The 15,415-nt window shown below is 68.7% G+C and carries 15 protein-coding genes; 10 read left to right on the top strand and 5 right to left on the bottom strand.

Features of this window, described 5'->3' with window-relative positions:
* From ACMUOO_RS13260 to ACMUOO_RS13225, 8 genes are all read left to right on the top strand, one after another.
* The coding region (locus ACMUOO_RS13260) for a DMT family transporter (protein WP_413855482.1) at positions 1 to 702 on the top strand (702 nt) is incomplete at its 5' end.
* Between the two features lie 99 nt (positions 703 to 801).
* Positions 802 to 1,899: an outer membrane protein transport protein gene (locus ACMUOO_RS13255; RefSeq protein WP_301918133.1), complete on the top strand. Its 1,098-nt coding sequence runs from the start codon at positions 802 to 804 to the stop codon at positions 1,897 to 1,899.
* A gap of 111 nt (positions 1,900 to 2,010) precedes the next feature.
* Positions 2,011 to 2,961 (top strand): DMT family transporter, encoded by a 951-nt coding sequence (locus ACMUOO_RS13250; protein ID WP_301918132.1) that lies wholly within the window; start codon positions 2,011 to 2,013, stop codon positions 2,959 to 2,961.
* A gap of 28 nt (positions 2,962 to 2,989) precedes the next feature.
* Complete coding sequence (locus tag ACMUOO_RS13245) at positions 2,990 to 3,868, top strand: ATPase (RefSeq protein WP_301918131.1); 879 nt, start codon at positions 2,990 to 2,992, stop codon at positions 3,866 to 3,868.
* A 41-nt stretch (positions 3,869 to 3,909) separates the two neighbouring features.
* Positions 3,910 to 4,833 carry a homoserine O-acetyltransferase MetA gene (metA, locus tag ACMUOO_RS13240; RefSeq protein ID WP_301918130.1) on the top strand — a complete coding sequence of 308 codons (924 nt, stop codon included), beginning with the start codon at positions 3,910 to 3,912 and terminating at the stop codon, positions 4,831 to 4,833.
* 99 nt (positions 4,834 to 4,932) lie between these two features.
* The gene (gene ppk2 / locus ACMUOO_RS13235) at positions 4,933 to 5,835 is read left to right on the top strand and encodes a polyphosphate kinase 2 (protein WP_301918129.1); all 903 of its coding nucleotides are present in this window, start codon (positions 4,933 to 4,935) and stop codon (positions 5,833 to 5,835) included.
* Entirely contained in the window at positions 5,828 to 6,445 is a 618-nt protein-coding gene (locus ACMUOO_RS13230) for a TetR/AcrR family transcriptional regulator (RefSeq protein WP_301918128.1), read from the top strand. The genes ppk2 and ACMUOO_RS13230 overlap by 8 nt, the downstream gene beginning before the upstream one ends.
* A gap of 100 nt (positions 6,446 to 6,545) precedes the next feature.
* Positions 6,546 to 7,769 carry an MFS transporter gene (locus ACMUOO_RS13225; RefSeq protein ID WP_301918127.1) on the top strand — a complete coding sequence of 408 codons (1,224 nt, stop codon included), beginning with the start codon at positions 6,546 to 6,548 and terminating at the stop codon, positions 7,767 to 7,769.
* A 74-nt stretch (positions 7,770 to 7,843) separates the two neighbouring features.
* Here the strand turns inward: ACMUOO_RS13225 and ACMUOO_RS13220 are convergent, their stop codons facing one another.
* The 5 genes from ACMUOO_RS13220 to ACMUOO_RS13200 form a co-directional block, all read right to left on the bottom strand.
* Positions 7,844 to 8,620: a squalene/phytoene synthase family protein gene (locus ACMUOO_RS13220; RefSeq protein WP_301918126.1), complete on the bottom strand. Its 777-nt coding sequence runs from the start codon at positions 8,618 to 8,620 to the stop codon at positions 7,844 to 7,846.
* A complete protein-coding gene (locus tag ACMUOO_RS13215; RefSeq protein WP_301918125.1) occupies positions 8,617 to 9,336 on the bottom strand; it encodes a class I SAM-dependent methyltransferase in 720 nt (239 codons plus the stop codon). Before ACMUOO_RS13215 ends, ACMUOO_RS13220 begins: the two co-directional genes overlap by 4 nt.
* Positions 9,333 to 10,967 carry a citramalate synthase gene (gene cimA / locus ACMUOO_RS13210; protein WP_301918124.1) on the bottom strand — a complete coding sequence of 545 codons (1,635 nt, stop codon included), beginning with the start codon at positions 10,965 to 10,967 and terminating at the stop codon, positions 9,333 to 9,335. Before cimA ends, ACMUOO_RS13215 begins: the two co-directional genes overlap by 4 nt.
* 238 nt (positions 10,968 to 11,205) lie before the next feature.
* The gene (gene cysS / locus ACMUOO_RS13205) at positions 11,206 to 12,693 is read right to left on the bottom strand and encodes a cysteine--tRNA ligase (protein WP_301918912.1); all 1,488 of its coding nucleotides are present in this window, start codon (positions 12,691 to 12,693) and stop codon (positions 11,206 to 11,208) included.
* Positions 12,694 to 12,908: 215 nt separating this feature from the next.
* A complete protein-coding gene (locus ACMUOO_RS13200) occupies positions 12,909 to 13,517 on the bottom strand; it encodes a DUF6778 family protein (RefSeq protein WP_301918911.1) in 609 nt (202 codons plus the stop codon).
* A 168-nt stretch (positions 13,518 to 13,685) separates the two neighbouring features.
* Here ACMUOO_RS13200 and ACMUOO_RS13195 point away from each other — a divergent pair, with 168 nt between their 5' ends.
* Together ACMUOO_RS13195 and ACMUOO_RS13190 are read left to right on the top strand one after the other, a co-directional pair.
* Positions 13,686 to 14,525, top strand: a complete 840-nt coding sequence (locus ACMUOO_RS13195; RefSeq protein ID WP_301918910.1) for an isocitrate lyase/PEP mutase family protein — start codon at positions 13,686 to 13,688, stop codon at positions 14,523 to 14,525.
* A complete protein-coding gene (locus tag ACMUOO_RS13190) occupies positions 14,518 to 15,321 on the top strand; it encodes a TPM domain-containing protein (RefSeq protein ID WP_301918909.1) in 804 nt (267 codons plus the stop codon). The genes ACMUOO_RS13195 and ACMUOO_RS13190 overlap by 8 nt, the downstream gene beginning before the upstream one ends.
* Positions 15,322 to 15,415: the final 94 nt, after the last annotated feature.

Below are 15,415 nucleotides of genomic sequence, written 5' to 3'. Positions count from 1 at the left end.
CAGAGGTCGGCACTGGCTCCCCGCCATCTCGGACGGCACCTGCTCAGGAATCTCCTGCATTTTGCCGGCCAGAACCTCTGGCTCTACGCACTCGCCCTCATCCCGCTGGCGCAGCTTTTCGCGCTCGAGTTCTCATCGCCCGTCATGGTCGCGCTGGCCGCGCCGCTGTTCCTCAAGGAACGGCTCACGCCGGCCCGCGCGCTTTCGGCGCTCATCGGGTTCCTCGGGGTCCTCGTCGTCGCACGGCCAGGATCCCTCGCGGGGTTCTCGCCCGGACTCGTGGCCGCACTCCTCAGCGCGGTGGCCTTCGCGGCGACCGCCCTTGTCACCAAGACGCTCACCCGCGTCACGCCGGTCATGGCGATCCTCTTCTGGCTCACGGCGATGCAGAGCGGGCTTGGCCTTATCACGGCGGGCTGGGACGGCGACGTCACGCTGCCGGGTCCGGACACCCTGCCCTGGGTCCTGATCCTCGGCCTCGCCGGGCTTCTCGCCCATCTCGGCCTGACGAAGGCGCTTTCACTCGCGCCCGCCGTTGTGGTGACCCCGCTCGACTTCCTGAGGCTGCCGCTCATCGCCGTCGTCGGGATGGCACTTTATGGCGAGTCCCTCGACCCCGTCGTGCTGGTCGGCGGCGCTGTCATCTTCGCCGCGAACTGGATCAACATCCGTTCCGAGACGCGATTCCGCCGCGTCACTTGAGGTTGTGCGACCTTCATACGCCACGTCATTGATTGACGCTGCGGCGGCCGTGGATTTAGGGTCCCGTTACATAACCATAACACGTTAGGGATGAGGACTATGGGACGTGTTCTAGTGACAGCCAGCGCGCTGGCCATCAGTGCATCAGCCTCCTGGGCGGGCGGGCTCGAGCGGTCGGCTCAATCGATGTCGATCCTGTTCGAGACCGGGACCTACGCCGAATTCAGCCTCGGCTTCGCCGATCCCGACGTCTCGGGCACGCTGGGCGGCGTCTTCAGTTCCGGCAACATGCTGGGCAGCTACAACACCGTCACGCTGGGATACAAGCAGCAGCTCGGCGACAACCTCGACGTGGCAATCATCCTCGACCAGCCTATCGGCGCAGACATCGACTATCCCGCCACCGCACCCTATCCGCTGGCCGGAACCAACGCCGAGGTGGATTCGATGGCGCTGACCGGGCTCCTCCGGTACAAGTTGCCGTCCAACTTCTCGGTCTACGGAGGGCTGCGCCTGGAATCCGTCGAGGGGCAGGTCAACATCCGGACCGTGCCGCCGGTCAGCCCGATCGCCATCGACTACGCGCTTCAGACCAACCGCGACTACCAGGCCGGCTATGTCATCGGGGTCGCATGGGAAAAGCCCGAGATCGCAGCCCGCATCGCGCTCACCTACAACTCGGCCATCACCCATTCGCTGGAGATGAGCGAAACCAGCAACATCACCGCCCCCTCGGTGGTCCGGCAAGACGTCGAGATTCCGCAGTCGGTGAACCTCGAATTTCAGACCGGGATCGCCGCGGACACGCTGCTGTTCGGCTCCGTGCGCTGGGTCGACTGGACCGCATTCGTCATCGCCCCGCCGGTTTACGACGGGATCTACGGACCGCGGCCGCTGGTGTCCTACCAGTCGGACCGGGTGACGTACAATCTCGGCCTCGGCCGCAAGTTCAACGAGACCTGGTCGGGCGCCGTGACAGTCAGCTATGAGCCGTCGAACGGCGACATCACCGGCAACCTCGGCCCGACAGACGGCTTCACGAGCGTTGGTCTCGCCGCGACCTACACGCGCGACAACATGAAGATCACCGGCGGGGTGCGCTACATCAAGGTCGGTGGCGCCACCACCACGCTTGGCGCGGATTTCAGCGACAACGATGCAATCGGGGCCGGCCTGCGCGTCGCCTACAGCTTCTGATCCGGTCACGGATCATGGGAAGGCCCCGCGCCCCGCGCGGGGCCTTCCGCTTTCGCCCGGTTGCGCAGGAACCGGGTGGCGTGCCGCCGCCGACGCGGATAGCGTCGCGGCATGTCACACATCGTCCCCCAGCAGAAGATGTCGCGCGCGGCCTGGGCGCTGCTTCTCCTCCTCTCGGTGATCTGGGGGGCATCGTTCCTCTCCAACCGGGCGGCGATCGAGCAGGTGCCGGTGCTGACCACGGTCGCCTTCCGGGTGACGGGCGCCGCGGTCGCTCTCTGGGCCTGGATCGCCCTTCGCCGGCTTCCGCTGCCGTGCGACCCCGGGCTGATCTGGCGCTTCGCGGTCATGGGCGTCCTCAACAACGTCATCCCCTTCACGCTCATCGTCTGGGGCCAGAGCCATGTGCCCTCCGGCCTCGCCGCGATCCTCAATGCGACGACGGCCGTCTTCACCGTCCTCGTCGCCACCTTCGCCTTTGCCGATGAGCGGCTGACGCTGCGCAAGGGCGTTGCCGTCCTCCTCGGCCTCGCCGGGGTCGCAACGGTCATGGGGCGCGATGCGGTCACGGCCTTGGACCCGGCCTCGGCGGGCCAGCTCGCCATCCTCGGGGCCTCCCTCTCCTACGCCTTCGCCGCGACCTTCGCCCGCAGCGCCGTCAAGGGCCTCCGGCCCGAGGTGTCGGCCGCCGGGATGCTGACCGCCGCCACGTTCTTCATTATCCCTGCGGCGCTCCTGACCGACGGCGTCCCGACCCTCGACTACCGGCCGGCCACCTGGATCGCTCTGGGATACCTTGCCTTCGCAGCCTCCGCGCTCGCCTATCTCCTCTACTACGCGGTCCTCGCCCGCGCTGGCGCGGGCAACCTCAGCCTCGTCACGCTTCTCATCCCGCCCTTCGCCATCGCGCTCGGCGCGGCGGTCTACCAGGAGGCACTCTCCCCCCGCGCGTGGGCCGGTTTCGGCCTTCTCGCGCTCGGCCTCCTCATTCTCGACGGAAGGCTCGGCCTGCCTCGAAGCCATCGCAAGAAAGCGCGTGAAGTTTCCACGGCTTCCCGCTAATCAGCCGGAAACCGAGACGGACGGACCCATGATCTACGCAACCCCCGAAGACTGGCGCGCGGCCCCGAGGAAGCGGGTACTTCTCTTCGGCATGTCGGGCCTCGGCAAGACCCATGTCTCGAACCTCCTGCGCGACGCGGGGGACTGGTTTCACTACTCCATCGATTACCGCATCGGCACGCGCTACATGGGCGAACACATCGCCGACAACTTCAAGCGCGAGGCGATGAAGGTGCCGCTCCTGCGCGACCTGCTGATGACGGATTCGGTCCACATCACCTCCAACATCACCTTCAACAACCTCGCGCCGCTCTCGACCTACCTCGGCAAGCCCGGCGATCCGGCAAGGGGCGGCCTGCCCTTCGGCGAATACATGACGCGGCAGGAACAGCACCGCGAGGCCGAGATCGCGGCGCTCATGGATACCGGCCGGTTCATCGACCGCGCTGGCGCGCTCTACGGCTACGACCATTTCGTCTGCGACTCGGGCGGCTCCATCTGCGAGGTGGTGGAGCCCGGGGATCCCGCCGACCCCATCCTCTCGGCGTTGTCGGACGTCGTGCTCCTGATCTGGATCGCCGGGTCCGAGGCGCACTCGGCGGAACTTGCCCGCCGTTTCGACAAGGCGCCGAAGCCGATGTACTACCAGCCCGCGTTCCTCCGCGCCGCCTGGAACGAGTATCTCGGCGCCAATGGCCTGAACGAGCACGAAGTCGATCCCGACGCCTTCGTGCGCTGGACCTATGCCCGCGCCATGGCCCACCGCCAGCCGCGCTATGCCGCGATGGCTCGGCACTGGGGCGTCAGGGTCACGGCCGAAGAGGTCGCCGAGGTCCGCTCCGCCGACGATTTCGTCGAGCTTGTCGCCCGCGCGATCGCCGCCCGCGCCCTTGAGCGCGACGCCTGACGGCGCTATCCCCGGCATTCCCGACAGGAGAGAGAGAGACGATGCCCATCACCCTGCCCGCGACGCTTCCCGCCTTCGAGGTCCTCTCGAAGGAAGGCGTCATGGTGATGACGCCGGACCGCGCCGCGCACCAGGACATCCGGCCGATCAGGATCGGGCTTCTGAACCTGATGCCCAAGAAGATCCAGACCGAGAACCAGTTCGCCCGGCTGATCGGCGCGACCCCCCTTCAGATCGACTTCCAGCTCATCCGGATGAGCGAGCACCAGACACGGAACACCGCCTCCGAGCACATGGCCGCCTTTTACCGTCCCTTCCAGGAGGTGAAGGCCGCAGGCGAGAAGTTCGACGGGCTGATCATCACCGGTGCGCCGATCGAGCATCTGCCCTTCGAGGAAGTGACCTACTGGGACGAGCTCTGCGAGGTGATGGACTGGACGCAGACCCACGTCCATTCGACCTTCGGCGTCTGCTGGGGCGGAATGGCGATGGCCTATCATTTCCACGGAGTGAAGAAGCACATGCTGGACCACAAGGCCTTCGGCTGCTTCCGTCACCAGAACCTCGTACCCGCCTCGCCCTACCTGCGCGGCTTCTCCGACGATTTCGTGATCCCGGTCAGCCGCTGGACCGAGATGAAGGATGCCGAGATCGAGACCGCGCCGGGCCTCAGGACGCTTCTCGGGAGCGATGAGGTCGGCCCCTGCCTCGTCGAGGACACCTGCCACCGCGCGCTCTACATCTTCAATCACTTCGAATACGACAGCGAGACGCTGAAGCAGGAGTACGACCGCGACGTGGCCAGCGGCACGGCGATCAACGTGCCGCAGAACTACTATCCGGACGACGATCCCTCGCGCCCGCCCCTGAACCGCTGGCGCAGCCATGCGCACCTGCTTTACGGCAACTGGATCAACGAGATCTACCAGACCACGCCCTTCGAGATGGAGCGAATCGGCAACTGACCGGGTGACGGGGACGGGCCCCGCCGCGCCTCAGGCGCCGATTGCACGCGCCCCCGCGATGGTCATACTGGCGGCGTCATGACCGCGAGGAGACGTTCCATGGCCAAGAACGACGCGACCACGCCCGACCCCGGCACGATCCCTTTCGTCGGCGACATCACGCGGTTTCTCAACGAGGAGGCGCCCGCCCATGTCCGCAAGGCGATCGAGCAAGCGGACAAGGACGACATGCTGTCGCAGGACTTCCCCTATGACGAGGAAATGAGCGGGAAGGATTACGACCACCACATGGAGAAGCTCCAGATCGAGCTGGTGAAGATGCAATACGGGTTGCGGGCCGCCGGCGGGCGTCTGACCGTGCTCTTCGAGGGACGCGACGCGGCCGGGAAGGGCGGCGCCATCGAGCGGATGCGCGAAAACCTCAACCCGCGCAACGCCTACATCGTCGCCCTGCCGAAACCGAGCGAGCGCGAGGCGACGCAATGGTATTTCCAGCGCTATGTGGACTGGCTCCCGGCGGCGGGTGAAGTCGCGCTCTTTGACCGGTCCTGGTATAACCGGGGCGTCGTGGAGAAGGTGTTCGGCTTCTGCACCGATGCCCAGCGGAAACTCTTCTTCCGGCAGCTTCCGGATTTCGAGAAGATGCTGGCCGAGGAGGGCATCACGCTTGTGAAGCTCTGGCTCTCGGTCGGCCGCGCCGAACAACTGCGCCGCTTCCTCGCACGCGAAAGGGACCCGCTGAAGCAGTGGAAACTCAGCTGGATCGACGTCGAGGGCCTGAAGAAATGGGACGCCTATTCCGAAGCCATCGCCGAGACGCTGGCGAAATCGCACACCAAGACCGCCCCCTGGACGGTGCTGCGCGCAGATGACAAGAAGCGTGCCCGGATCGCGGCGATCCAGACCGTGCTTCATGCCGTGGACTATGCCGGCAAGGACAAGGCGGCGATCGGCAAGGTGGACGCGAAGATCTGCGCCGGTCCCGACATCCTGAATGTCTAAACGCGGCTACCATCACGGAAACCTCCGCCAGGCCCTGATCGACGCGGCACTCGCGCTGATCGAGCGCCAGGGTCCGCAGGGCTTCACGCTCTCGGACGCGGCCAAGTCGGCGGGCGTGACGCCGGCCGCCGTCTACCGCCATTTCGCCGGGCGCGACGACCTCATCGCCGAGATCGCCCGGCAGGGCTTCGAGATCTTCGCAGATCTCATGGACCACGCCTTCAACGAGGGCAGGCCCTCGGCGCTGGCCGCCTTCGAGGCGACGGGGCGCGCCTACCTCGCCTTCGCTCGGAAGTTCCCCGGCCATTACATGGCGATGTTCGAAAGCGGCATCTCGCTGAACGCAAACCCCGACCTCGCCCGCTCCGCCGAACGCGCGCGCCACGTCTTCACCCGCTCGGCCGAGGCGCTTTCGCAGCATATCCCGGCCGGCAAGCGCCCGCCCGCCTCGATGTTCTCGGCCCATATATGGGCCCTGAGCCACGGCGTCGTGGAGCTTTACACCCGTGGCGCACCGGGCGCGCGCGCGCCCTTCCCGCCCGAGGACATCCTTGAGACCGGTATCGGCATCTACCTGCGCGGCCTCGGCCTCCTGCCGCCCGACGTCTGAGCGATTGCTGGCGCCTGGCGGTCTCGCCCATGCGATTTCCGCGCGCAGGGACGCGGAAGCGCCCTTGCCCAAGGCCTCGTCCTGAGACTAGGGATCGCCCATGGCCACCGCAGATTCCCCCCTGTCGCAAGACGACGATTCCCGCGCCCGCCGCAACGTCTGGGTGCTGGTCGCCGCGCAGGCGGTGCTCGGCGCGCAGATGCCGATGATCTTCACCGTCGCAGGGCTCGCCGGGCAGATGCTGGCGCCGAACCCCTGCTGGGCGACGCTGCCGATCTCGATGACGGTCCTCGGCTCGATGACGGCGGCCACGCCGCTCTCCGCGCTGATGGCGCGCCACGGCCGGCGCGCGGGTTTCTGGCTCGGCGCCGGCGCCGGGGCCGCGGGGGCCGCCATCTCGGCCTTCGGCCTCTGGCAGGGCTCCTTCGCAATCTTCGTCATCGGCGCCTTCCTCACCGGGTTCTACATGTCGGCGCAGGGGTTCTACCGCTTCGCCGCCGCCGACACTGCCTCGCCCGCCTTCCGGCCGAAGGCGATTTCCTGGGTGATGGCGGGCGGGCTCGCCTCGGCCATCGTCGGGCCGCAGCTGGTGAAGGTGACAGCCGAGGCGATGCCGGTCGCTTTCCTCGGCACCTATCTGGCCGCGGTCGCCGTGAACCTCCTCGGCGCCCTTCTCTTCTTCCTCCTCGACATCCCGACGCCGCCACGCCGTGCCGAGGGCGCGCCCGCCGGCCGCGCCCGAGGCGCGATTCTTCGCGACCCGACCATCGCCGTGGCGATGATCTGCGGAATGGTCAGCTACGCGCTGATGAATCTCGTGATGACCTCGACGCCCCTCGCCGTCGTCGGCTGCGGCTTCGGCAAGTCGGATGCGGCCGACATCGTCTCGGCGCATGTGCTCGCGATGTTCATCCCCTCCTTCTTCACCGGCCATCTGATCGCCCGCCTCGGAGCGCCGGTCGTCGTCGGGATCGGCCTTGCCATCCTCGCTGCGGCCGGTGCGGTGGCGATGACGGGGGTGGATCTGGAACAGTTCTACGCGGCCCTCGTCCTTCTCGGAATCGGCTGGAACTTCGGCTTTATCGGCGCGACGACGCTCCTCTCCACGGCCCATGCGCCGGAGGAACGCGGCCGCATCCAGGGGATCAACGACCTTGTCGTCTTTGGCGGCGTCACCGCGGCCTCCTTCGCATCGGGCGGGCTGATGAACTGCTCCGGCACCAGCGTGGTCGCCGGTTGGCAGGCGGTGAACCTCGCCATGATCCCCTTCCTCGTCCTCGCCGGCGGCTCGCTCATCTGGCTGGTGCTGCGGCCGAAGGCCTGAGCGCCCGGCGCCGGCTGTCTGGGGCGCTGCCCCCGGACGTCCGGGTCCTCCCTGCAACGGCGAAGCCGCTTCGGTCAGAAACGCCCGGTGAGCGCCACCCAGAGCAGCCTTCCACGGCGCGCGAATTCGGACGGGGCGAGGCCGCCGGCGGCGACGAGGGTCGCGCGCGCCGCTGCCCGCCGCAACACGGCATCGGCGCCTGCGGCAGACCAGAGCGCGGGGCGCGCCGGGGCCGGAACGATGGTGCGGACGCGCCGTCCCCGCGCGATGCGGGCGCGACCCTCAGCGGCGAGCGCTCCTATCGCTTCGGGACGGCCATCGACGAGCGGCAGGCGGCCACGCGCCTCAAGCTCCGGGGCCGCGCGAAGCCATTGGGCGAGGCCCGCACCCCAGGCAAGGTCGCGCACCACGGCCTCGGCGCCCTGCGGCGCGCCGAGCGCGCAGGCCGCGCCCCACATGAGGTTGCCCGCCGTGGCATCGAGATAGGCGTCGAAATGGGCGCGGTCCTCGAAGGGTTCGGACAGGCAGTCCCACCGCCGCGCCTCGGCGAGGCCGCAGAGCAGTTCGGCGAGGTTGCTGTCCGCGGCGAGCATCGGAGCCAGCGCCTCGATCACGGGATGGCCCCTGCGCTCGCGGCCCGCGCCAAGGTCGCGGATCGTGTCGATCCACCATTGCAGCCGCATCTCCGCCAGCATCGGCTCCCGCGCGGCCCAGGGTGCGCGGGCGATCTCCAGGTTCACGGCGTAGAGCGGCCAGAGCCGCAGCCGCGCCTCCGCCGGCGCGGCCATCGTCGCGTCGAAACGGTCGGGATCGCCCTCCTCGACCAGCCGCGCGCAGACCTCGATGCTCATTCCGGGGCCACGACCAGAAGCGCGTAGGCGATGTCGTCGGGCGCCGCCTGCCAGCGTTCGATCTCGGTCTCGGCCGCGTCGAGCACACCCCCGAGGGCCGCGTCCGCCCCCGGCCGCAGGGCCGCGATCCGCCGGGCCATCGGATCGTAATAGTCGCGGAAGGCCGCGCCGAGGACCATGCGCTCCCCGAGCACGCGACAGCCGGCCGCAGCCACCCGCCTTCGGATGCCCTCGATACCGGTGATCGCGGGATACTCCTCGGCCCAGAAGGCGTGCGCAGCCGCCGAGGCGCGTGGCGGAAGGCAGGGCTCGGAGAAGGCGACCCGCCCGCCCGGGGCAAGGGCCTTCCGCCAGAGCAGCAGCCCCTCGGTCACACCAAGGAAATAGATGCCCCCCGCGCACCAGATGAAATCGTAAGGCCCGGTCACCTCCGCCATGTCGCCTTCGCGCACCGTCACCCGCGCGCCATAGGGCGCGACGGCAGCCCGGGCTTCGGCGACGAAATGCGGCACGCGGTCCACGGCTTCGATCCGGGCGCCCGGCCGCGCCTTGGCCAGCGTCCGCGTGTCCGCGCCCGGCCCGCAGGCGAGGTCGGCGATCCGGGCCTCCTCGGGCACGGCGGCGGCGTAGAGCGCCCAGTGCACGTCCTCCGGCCGCCCCGGCCCCTCGCGCGGCAGGTCGCGGTGGAGCGTGAAGAACGACGGATCGGGCGTCATGCCTGCGCCCCGCCGGCCGGAACCGCGCCGTCGCGCACCAGCTTCCAGGTGATCGCGTCCAAGAGCGCCTCGAAGCTCGCGTCCACGATGTTCGGGCTGACCCCGACCGTCGACCAGCGGTGGCCCGCGCTGTCCTCGCTGTCGATGATGACGCGGGTCACGGCCTCGGTGCCGCCTTGCGTGATCCGGACCTTGAAATCGACCAGCTTCATGTCGTCGATGCAGGCCTGATAGGGGCCGAGATCCTTGGCCAGCGCCTTCGATAGCGCGTTGACCGGGCCGCGGTCCGATCCCGTCTCGTCCATCGACTCGCTGACCGACAGCATCTTCTGCCCGCCGATCTTCACCACGACGACCGCTTCGGACAGCGTGATCATCTCGTTGTACTTGTTCTTCCGCCGCTCGACCGTGACGCGGTAGCGCTTGACCTCGAAGAAATCGGGCAGGAGGCCGAGTTCCCGCCGCGCCAGAAGCTCGAACGAGGCCTGCGCGCCGTCATAGGCATAGCCCTGGTCCTCGCGCGTCTTGACCGTGTCGAGGATGCGGGCGAGCGCGCCGTTCTCGGGCGCGGCGATCCCGGCGGCGGCGAGGCGGGCGCGCAGGTTCGACTGGCCGGCCTGGTTCGAGATCGGGATCAGGCGCTCGTTGCCGACCAGCGCGGGGTCGACATGTTCGTAGGTCGAGGGGTCCTTCAGGATCGCGCTGGCATGAAGCCCCGCCTTGTGCGCGAAGGCCGAGGCGCCGACGTAAGGGGCACTGCGCAGGGGCACCCGGTTCAGGATGTCGTCGAGCATCCGGCTCGCCTTGGTCAGGCCGTGGAGCGCCTCCATCGTGATGCCGGTCTTAAAGCGGCTGGCATAGGGTTCCTTCAGAAGGAGCGTCGGAATGAGCGTCGTCAGGTTGGCATTGCCGCAGCGTTCGCCGAGGCCGTTCAGCGTGCCCTGGATCTGGCGCGCGCCGGCGGTGACGGCGGCGAGCGAATTGGCGACGCCGAGGCCGGCATCGTCATGGGTGTGGATGCCGACATGGGGTCCGGGAACGCCGGCGGCGATGACGGCCCTGACCCCGGCCTGCACGTCGGGGGGCAGCGTGCCGCCATTGGTGTCGCAGAGGACGACCCAGCGGGCGCCGGCGTCATGGGCGGCCTTGCAGGCGGCGACGGCATAGTCCGGGTTTGCCCTGAAGCCTTCGAAGAAGTGCTCGGCGTCGAAGATGGCCTCGCGCCCCTTCGCGACGGCATGGGCGACCGAGGCGGCGATGTTGTCGAGGTTCTCGTCGAGCGTGATGCCGAGCGCGGTGGCGACGTGAAAGTCGTGGGTCTTGCCGACGAGGCAGACGGCGGGAGTGCCGGCGTTGAGGACGGCGGCGAGCACGTCGTCGTTCTCGGCCGACCTCCCGGCGCGCTTTGTCATGCCGAAGGCGGTGAAGGTGGCGCGCGTCTCCGGCCTCGCGGCGAAGAAGTCGCTGTCCGTCGGGTTGGCGCCGGGCCACCCGCCCTCGATGTAGTCGACCCCGAGGGCGTCGAGGGCGGCCGCGATCTGCACCTTGTCCGCGACCGAGAACTGCACGCCCTGGGTCTGCTGGCCGTCGCGCAGCGTGGTGTCGTAGAGGAAGAGGCGTTCGCGGGTCATGCGGCCTCTCCACCGCCCCGGCCGCCGCGCCGGGGCCTCGCTGCGAATGGAGCGGGGCCCCGGATCAAGTGCGGGGCGACAGGGTGCATAGCATCAAGACGCGCGGCGCGCAGATCCTTCTCTTCCGGGCCGCCTGCGGCCCGGTTCGCCCCCGACCCGCCCCCCAGGGCGGGGGCGAAATCGCCCCCACCCTCGGGCCGGGGGCGAACCTGTGTGGTGCGTCGTGCCGGATGGAGGCTCATTTCAGGGCCTCCAGCTTGGCGGGGTCGAAGTCAGGGCCGGGAACGAGGTCAATGGCATCCTTGGAAATCCGGACCTCCACTCCCGCATCCGCGAGTGCCTTCTTGCGACGATCCACTGCAGTAAAGTCCTTCGTTTGCTTAGCCAAAGCGTAAGCGACAACCAGATCGAGATGCCTTTCGTCGAGCAGATGTCGAGCATCTTGTCTCTCTGCCCGACGCTTCAGAAGTGACCCGTAAAGACCTAATACATCCAGTCCTGTCAGGAACTCGACTGAAAGGTGCGTCAGGTCAACCCGGTCGCCTGATTGATGCACGAGGTCTCCGCGATGCGCTTTCACAAGGAGATCACCTGCCATTTCCAGACAGGCTATTGCATCTGCGGTGTTAAGGTCATTGCTGAGTGAATCCCTTATAGCTCGAGGCACATCACGCCATGCACCGGACGGGGGCCGTCCCTTTTCAAGCGCGATTGTTAATGCAGGCAATAGCGTGTCCAAGCGCTTGTCGGCCTCGTGTCGCTTCTTTTCCGTCCAGTCCATCGGCCTGGAATAATGCGTCATCAGCATCACGAACCGGATCACCTCGCCGGGTATCCCCCGGTCCAGCAGATCGCGCACCGTGAAGAAGTTGCCCAAGGACTTCGACATCTTCCTGCCCTCGACCTGCAGCATCTCGTTGTGCATCCAGACCCGCGCGAACTCGCTTTCCGGGTGGGCGCACATCGACTGGGCGATCTCGTTCTCGTGGTGCGGGAACTGCAGGTCGATGCCGCCGCCGTGGATGTCGAAGCTGTCGCCCAGCAACTCGTGGCTCATCGCCGAGCATTCGATGTGCCAGCCGGGCCGGCCCCGGCCCCAGGGGCTCTCCCATCCCGGCAGGTCGGGGGTGGAGGGCTTCCAGAGGACGAAGTCCATCGGGTCTTCCTTGAACGGCGCGACCTCGACCCGCGCGCCGGCGATCATGTCGTCGACCGACCGGCCCGAGAGCTTGCCGTAGCCCTCGTAAGACCGCACCCGGAAGAGGACATGGCCCGCCTTCTCATAGGCATGGCCCCTGGCGATCAGGTCCGAGATCATCGCGATCATCTGGCCGATATACTCGGTCGCGCGCGGCTCGGCCGCGGGCGGCAGGTTGCCGAGCGCCGCCATGTCCTCGTGGTACCAGCGGATCGTCTCGTCGGTGCGCTCGCGGATCAGGTCTTCCAGCGACCGCGGGTCGCCGGCATCCTTGCGGCGCTGCGCCTCGGCGTTGATCTTGTCGTCGACGTCGGTGAAGTTCCTGACATAGGTGACGTGGTCCGGCCCGTAGACATGGCGCAGAAGCCGGAAGAGCACGTCGAAGACGATCACGGGGCGCGCATTGCCCAGGTGAGCGCGGTCATAGACCGTTGGGCCGCAGACATACATCCGCACGTTCGCCGGATCGATCGGCGCGAAGTCCTCCTTCGCCCGGGTCCTGGTGTTGTAGAGCCTGATCCTCGTCATGGCCAAATCCCTCGCGCGCGCGTCCCGGCGGCGGGCTTACCAGTCTCTCATGCTCGTGAAAACAGAAGAACGGCCCGCCTGACGTCTGTCAGCCGGTAATGCACATGGTGCAGATGATGCCGTCGAACTTCATGCCCGTCCTGATAGCGCGGAAACCGCGCCATGCCAAGGGGTTCCGGGGGGTGGCGGCGGGGCCACGCGGGCCCCGCCCTGCCTCAGGCGCCGACGCTCGAGAAGGTCTGGCGCGTGTCGGGGATGACACCGAGCCAGCTTGCGATGGTGCGGGCCACATGGTCGGTGATCTGGCTCTTCTGCGACTGGCCGGCGAGCCGGGCGCGCGCCATGGCGGCACCGGTCATCGCGGGGAAGGAGGCCTCGACATGCTCCGGCCCCGCCAGCACCTCCCCGGTGCGCGCGTCCCGCGCGGTGATGTCGAACTCGATGTCGTGCACACCCGCCGGCGCCCGCGTCTCGGCGGTGAAGGTCATCGCGTGGAATCGCGTCATCGTCACCTCGAGCCGCACCGGACGGCCGCCCTTGAGCCCCGCCGCCCCGCGCGAGATGGCGGTCTTCATGATCGCCGCCACCTGGTTGTAGCGGTCGCCCGAAGGGTCCTCGCGCCAGACGATGTCGGCCTTCGGCACGAAGCTTTCCTCTTCCGAGACGGAGAGCGTGCGCGGCACCGTCACCTCCACAGCCGAGATCCGCCACCCCTGCGAAGGGGCCGGTTCATCGTAGAACGTCCGGAACGAGCCGCCGCAGCCGGCGAGCGCCAGCACCATCATCACGGCCCTGCGCCGCGATACCGCCTCCACCACAGACATGGAATACTCCCTTCACCCACTAATCCGAATCGGTACGCGCCGATCGGGACTGTCTAGCGCGTGAAGGTGACGGCAATCAGGGGAAATTGCGTCGATCTTGCCAGATTCGGCAACGATCCCGGGGCTGACTGCGGAATTGCTGCCATAACGTGAAAAAAGGAGCCCGCCATGCCCGCCATCGCACGCCACGACCCCGGCCCCGCCTTCCGTGCCATGCACCGCCCCGGCGACCCCTTCATCCTCGCCAATGCCTGGGATCGGGGCTCGGCCCGGATGCTCGCCGCGCTCGGTGCGCAGGCGCTCGCCACCTCCTCGGCGGCCCATGCCTTCACCCTCGGCCGGCCCGACGGCGGCACGGTGAGCCGCGACGAGGCGCTGGCCCATGCCGCCGATCTCGTCTCGGCGACCCCCCTGCCCGTTTCGGGCGATTTCGAGAACGGCTTCAGCAAGGCGCCCGAGACCTGCGCCGAGACCGTGCGCCTCGCGGCGGAAGCCGGGCTCGCCGGCATCTCGATCGAGGATACCGACCTGCCCGGCGCGGGCGCCTACGACCGGGCCTTCGCCGTGGACCGCATCCGCGCCGCCGCCGCCGCCGCGCGCTCGCTGCCCCGCGATTTCGTGCTCGTCGCGCGGGCCGACGGGGTGATGACCGGCGGCTACGGCTTCGAGGAGGCGCTGGCCCGCGTCACCGCCTTCGCTTCGGCCGGGGCCGATTGCGTCTATGTACCCTTCCCGCCCGCGCCCGCGGACCTCGCCAGGATCGCCGAGGCCACCGGCAAGCCGGTGAACGCGCTCGCGGCCGGCCCCTTCGCCCGGCTGACGCGGGCGGAGTTCGCGCGGCTCGGCGTCGCCCGCATCTCGCTCGGCTCGGCGCTGGCCCGCGTGACGCACCGCGCCATCCGCGACGCGGCGCGGGCGATGTTCGGCGAGGGAACGTTCCTGCCGCTGACCGAAGGCATGCCGGGTGCCGAGGTCGATGCCTGCCTTGCACGGTTCGCCGATGGCTGACGGCTGCCTCCGGCGCCGGCCGCTCCGGAGCCTCTGGCACGTCTGCTGCCTCATGGTTCTCGCGCTGGCCCTCGTCCCCCGCTCCGCCGCGGCGGAGCCCTGGCCGCTGCGGAGCGACCCTTACGTCACCGACATCGCCGGGGTGCTGCCCGAGGACGAGGAAAGCCGCCTCCGCGCCGAACTCGCTGCCCTGCGCACGGAAACCGGCGTCGCAATGGCGGTTCTCACCCTCCGGTCGCGATCCGACTACGACGGCTCGTCGACGCTCGCGGCGTTCGCGACCGGCGTCTTCAATGCCTGGGGCATTGGCGACGGGGCGCGCAACGACGGCATCCTCGTCCTCGTGGCCACCGAGGATCGCGAGCTCCGCATCACGCTCGGCGCGGGCTACGATCAGGGATATGACGTTCTGGCCGAAGACATCGCCGCGCGCCACTTCCTGCCCGACCTCCGCCAGGGCGCAGCGGCGCGCTCCATCATGGCCGGTTCGCGGGAGGTGATGGCGCGGATCGCGCGGCAGCATGCGGCGCGTCTTTTGCCCGAGGCCCCGCCTGCGCGGCGCGACGGCCTGCCCGCCTGGCTGCCCTTCGCGGTCATCGCCGCGGGCATTGCCGTCGTCGCCTTCCGCCGCCGCGGGCGTGGCGCCAAAGGTGATCCGACCCTGCCGACAAGGCGAAACGGCGGCACCCGAAAGGATCGCGACGACCGGGTGAAGAACCGAGGCGGCGGCGAACGCGAGGCAGACCGCCCCGAAGGCGGGCATTCCTCTGGCGGAGGCGGGACGGGGCGCTGGTAGCGGAAAGGGGTCGCGGGGGGCCCGAGGCCCCCCCGCCCGGTCAGAACCCGGAGCCCCCCGGCCGCGCCCCCGGCCGGGGGGGAAAGTACGGGCC

The sequence above is a fragment of the Albidovulum sp. genome (assembly GCF_041919395.1).
Taxonomy (GTDB): Bacteria; Pseudomonadota; Alphaproteobacteria; order Rhodobacterales; family Rhodobacteraceae; genus Albidovulum.
Note: the sequence above shows the minus strand (reverse complement) of the source record. Positions and strands in the feature narration are given on the sequence as shown.

What these genes read in the sequence shown, in the direction of transcription:
- ACMUOO_RS13255 (WP_301918133.1), top strand. Translation starts at nt 802, where the DNA reads ATGGGACGTGTTCTAGTGACAGCCAGCGCGCTGGCCATCAGTGCATCA.
- ACMUOO_RS13250 (WP_301918132.1), top strand. Translation starts at nt 2,011, where the DNA reads ATGTCACACATCGTCCCCCAGCAGAAGATGTCGCGCGCGGCCTGGGCG.
- ACMUOO_RS13245 (WP_301918131.1), top strand. Translation starts at nt 2,990, where the DNA reads ATGATCTACGCAACCCCCGAAGACTGGCGCGCGGCCCCGAGGAAGCGG.
- metA (WP_301918130.1), top strand. Translation starts at nt 3,910, where the DNA reads ATGCCCATCACCCTGCCCGCGACGCTTCCCGCCTTCGAGGTCCTCTCG.
- ppk2 (WP_301918129.1), top strand. Translation starts at nt 4,933, where the DNA reads ATGGCCAAGAACGACGCGACCACGCCCGACCCCGGCACGATCCCTTTC.
- ACMUOO_RS13230 (WP_301918128.1), top strand. Translation starts at nt 5,828, where the DNA reads ATGTCTAAACGCGGCTACCATCACGGAAACCTCCGCCAGGCCCTGATC.
- ACMUOO_RS13225 (WP_301918127.1), top strand. Translation starts at nt 6,546, where the DNA reads ATGGCCACCGCAGATTCCCCCCTGTCGCAAGACGACGATTCCCGCGCC.
- ACMUOO_RS13220 (WP_301918126.1), bottom strand. Translation starts at nt 8,620, where the DNA reads ATGAGCATCGAGGTCTGCGCGCGGCTGGTCGAGGAGGGCGATCCCGAC.
- ACMUOO_RS13215 (WP_301918125.1), bottom strand. Translation starts at nt 9,336, where the DNA reads ATGACGCCCGATCCGTCGTTCTTCACGCTCCACCGCGACCTGCCGCGC.
- cimA (WP_301918124.1), bottom strand. Translation starts at nt 10,967, where the DNA reads ATGACCCGCGAACGCCTCTTCCTCTACGACACCACGCTGCGCGACGGC.
- cysS (WP_301918912.1), bottom strand. Translation starts at nt 12,693, where the DNA reads ATGACGAGGATCAGGCTCTACAACACCAGGACCCGGGCGAAGGAGGAC.
- ACMUOO_RS13200 (WP_301918911.1), bottom strand. Translation starts at nt 13,517, where the DNA reads ATGTCTGTGGTGGAGGCGGTATCGCGGCGCAGGGCCGTGATGATGGTG.
- ACMUOO_RS13195 (WP_301918910.1), top strand. Translation starts at nt 13,686, where the DNA reads ATGCCCGCCATCGCACGCCACGACCCCGGCCCCGCCTTCCGTGCCATG.
- ACMUOO_RS13190 (WP_301918909.1), top strand. Translation starts at nt 14,518, where the DNA reads ATGGCTGACGGCTGCCTCCGGCGCCGGCCGCTCCGGAGCCTCTGGCAC.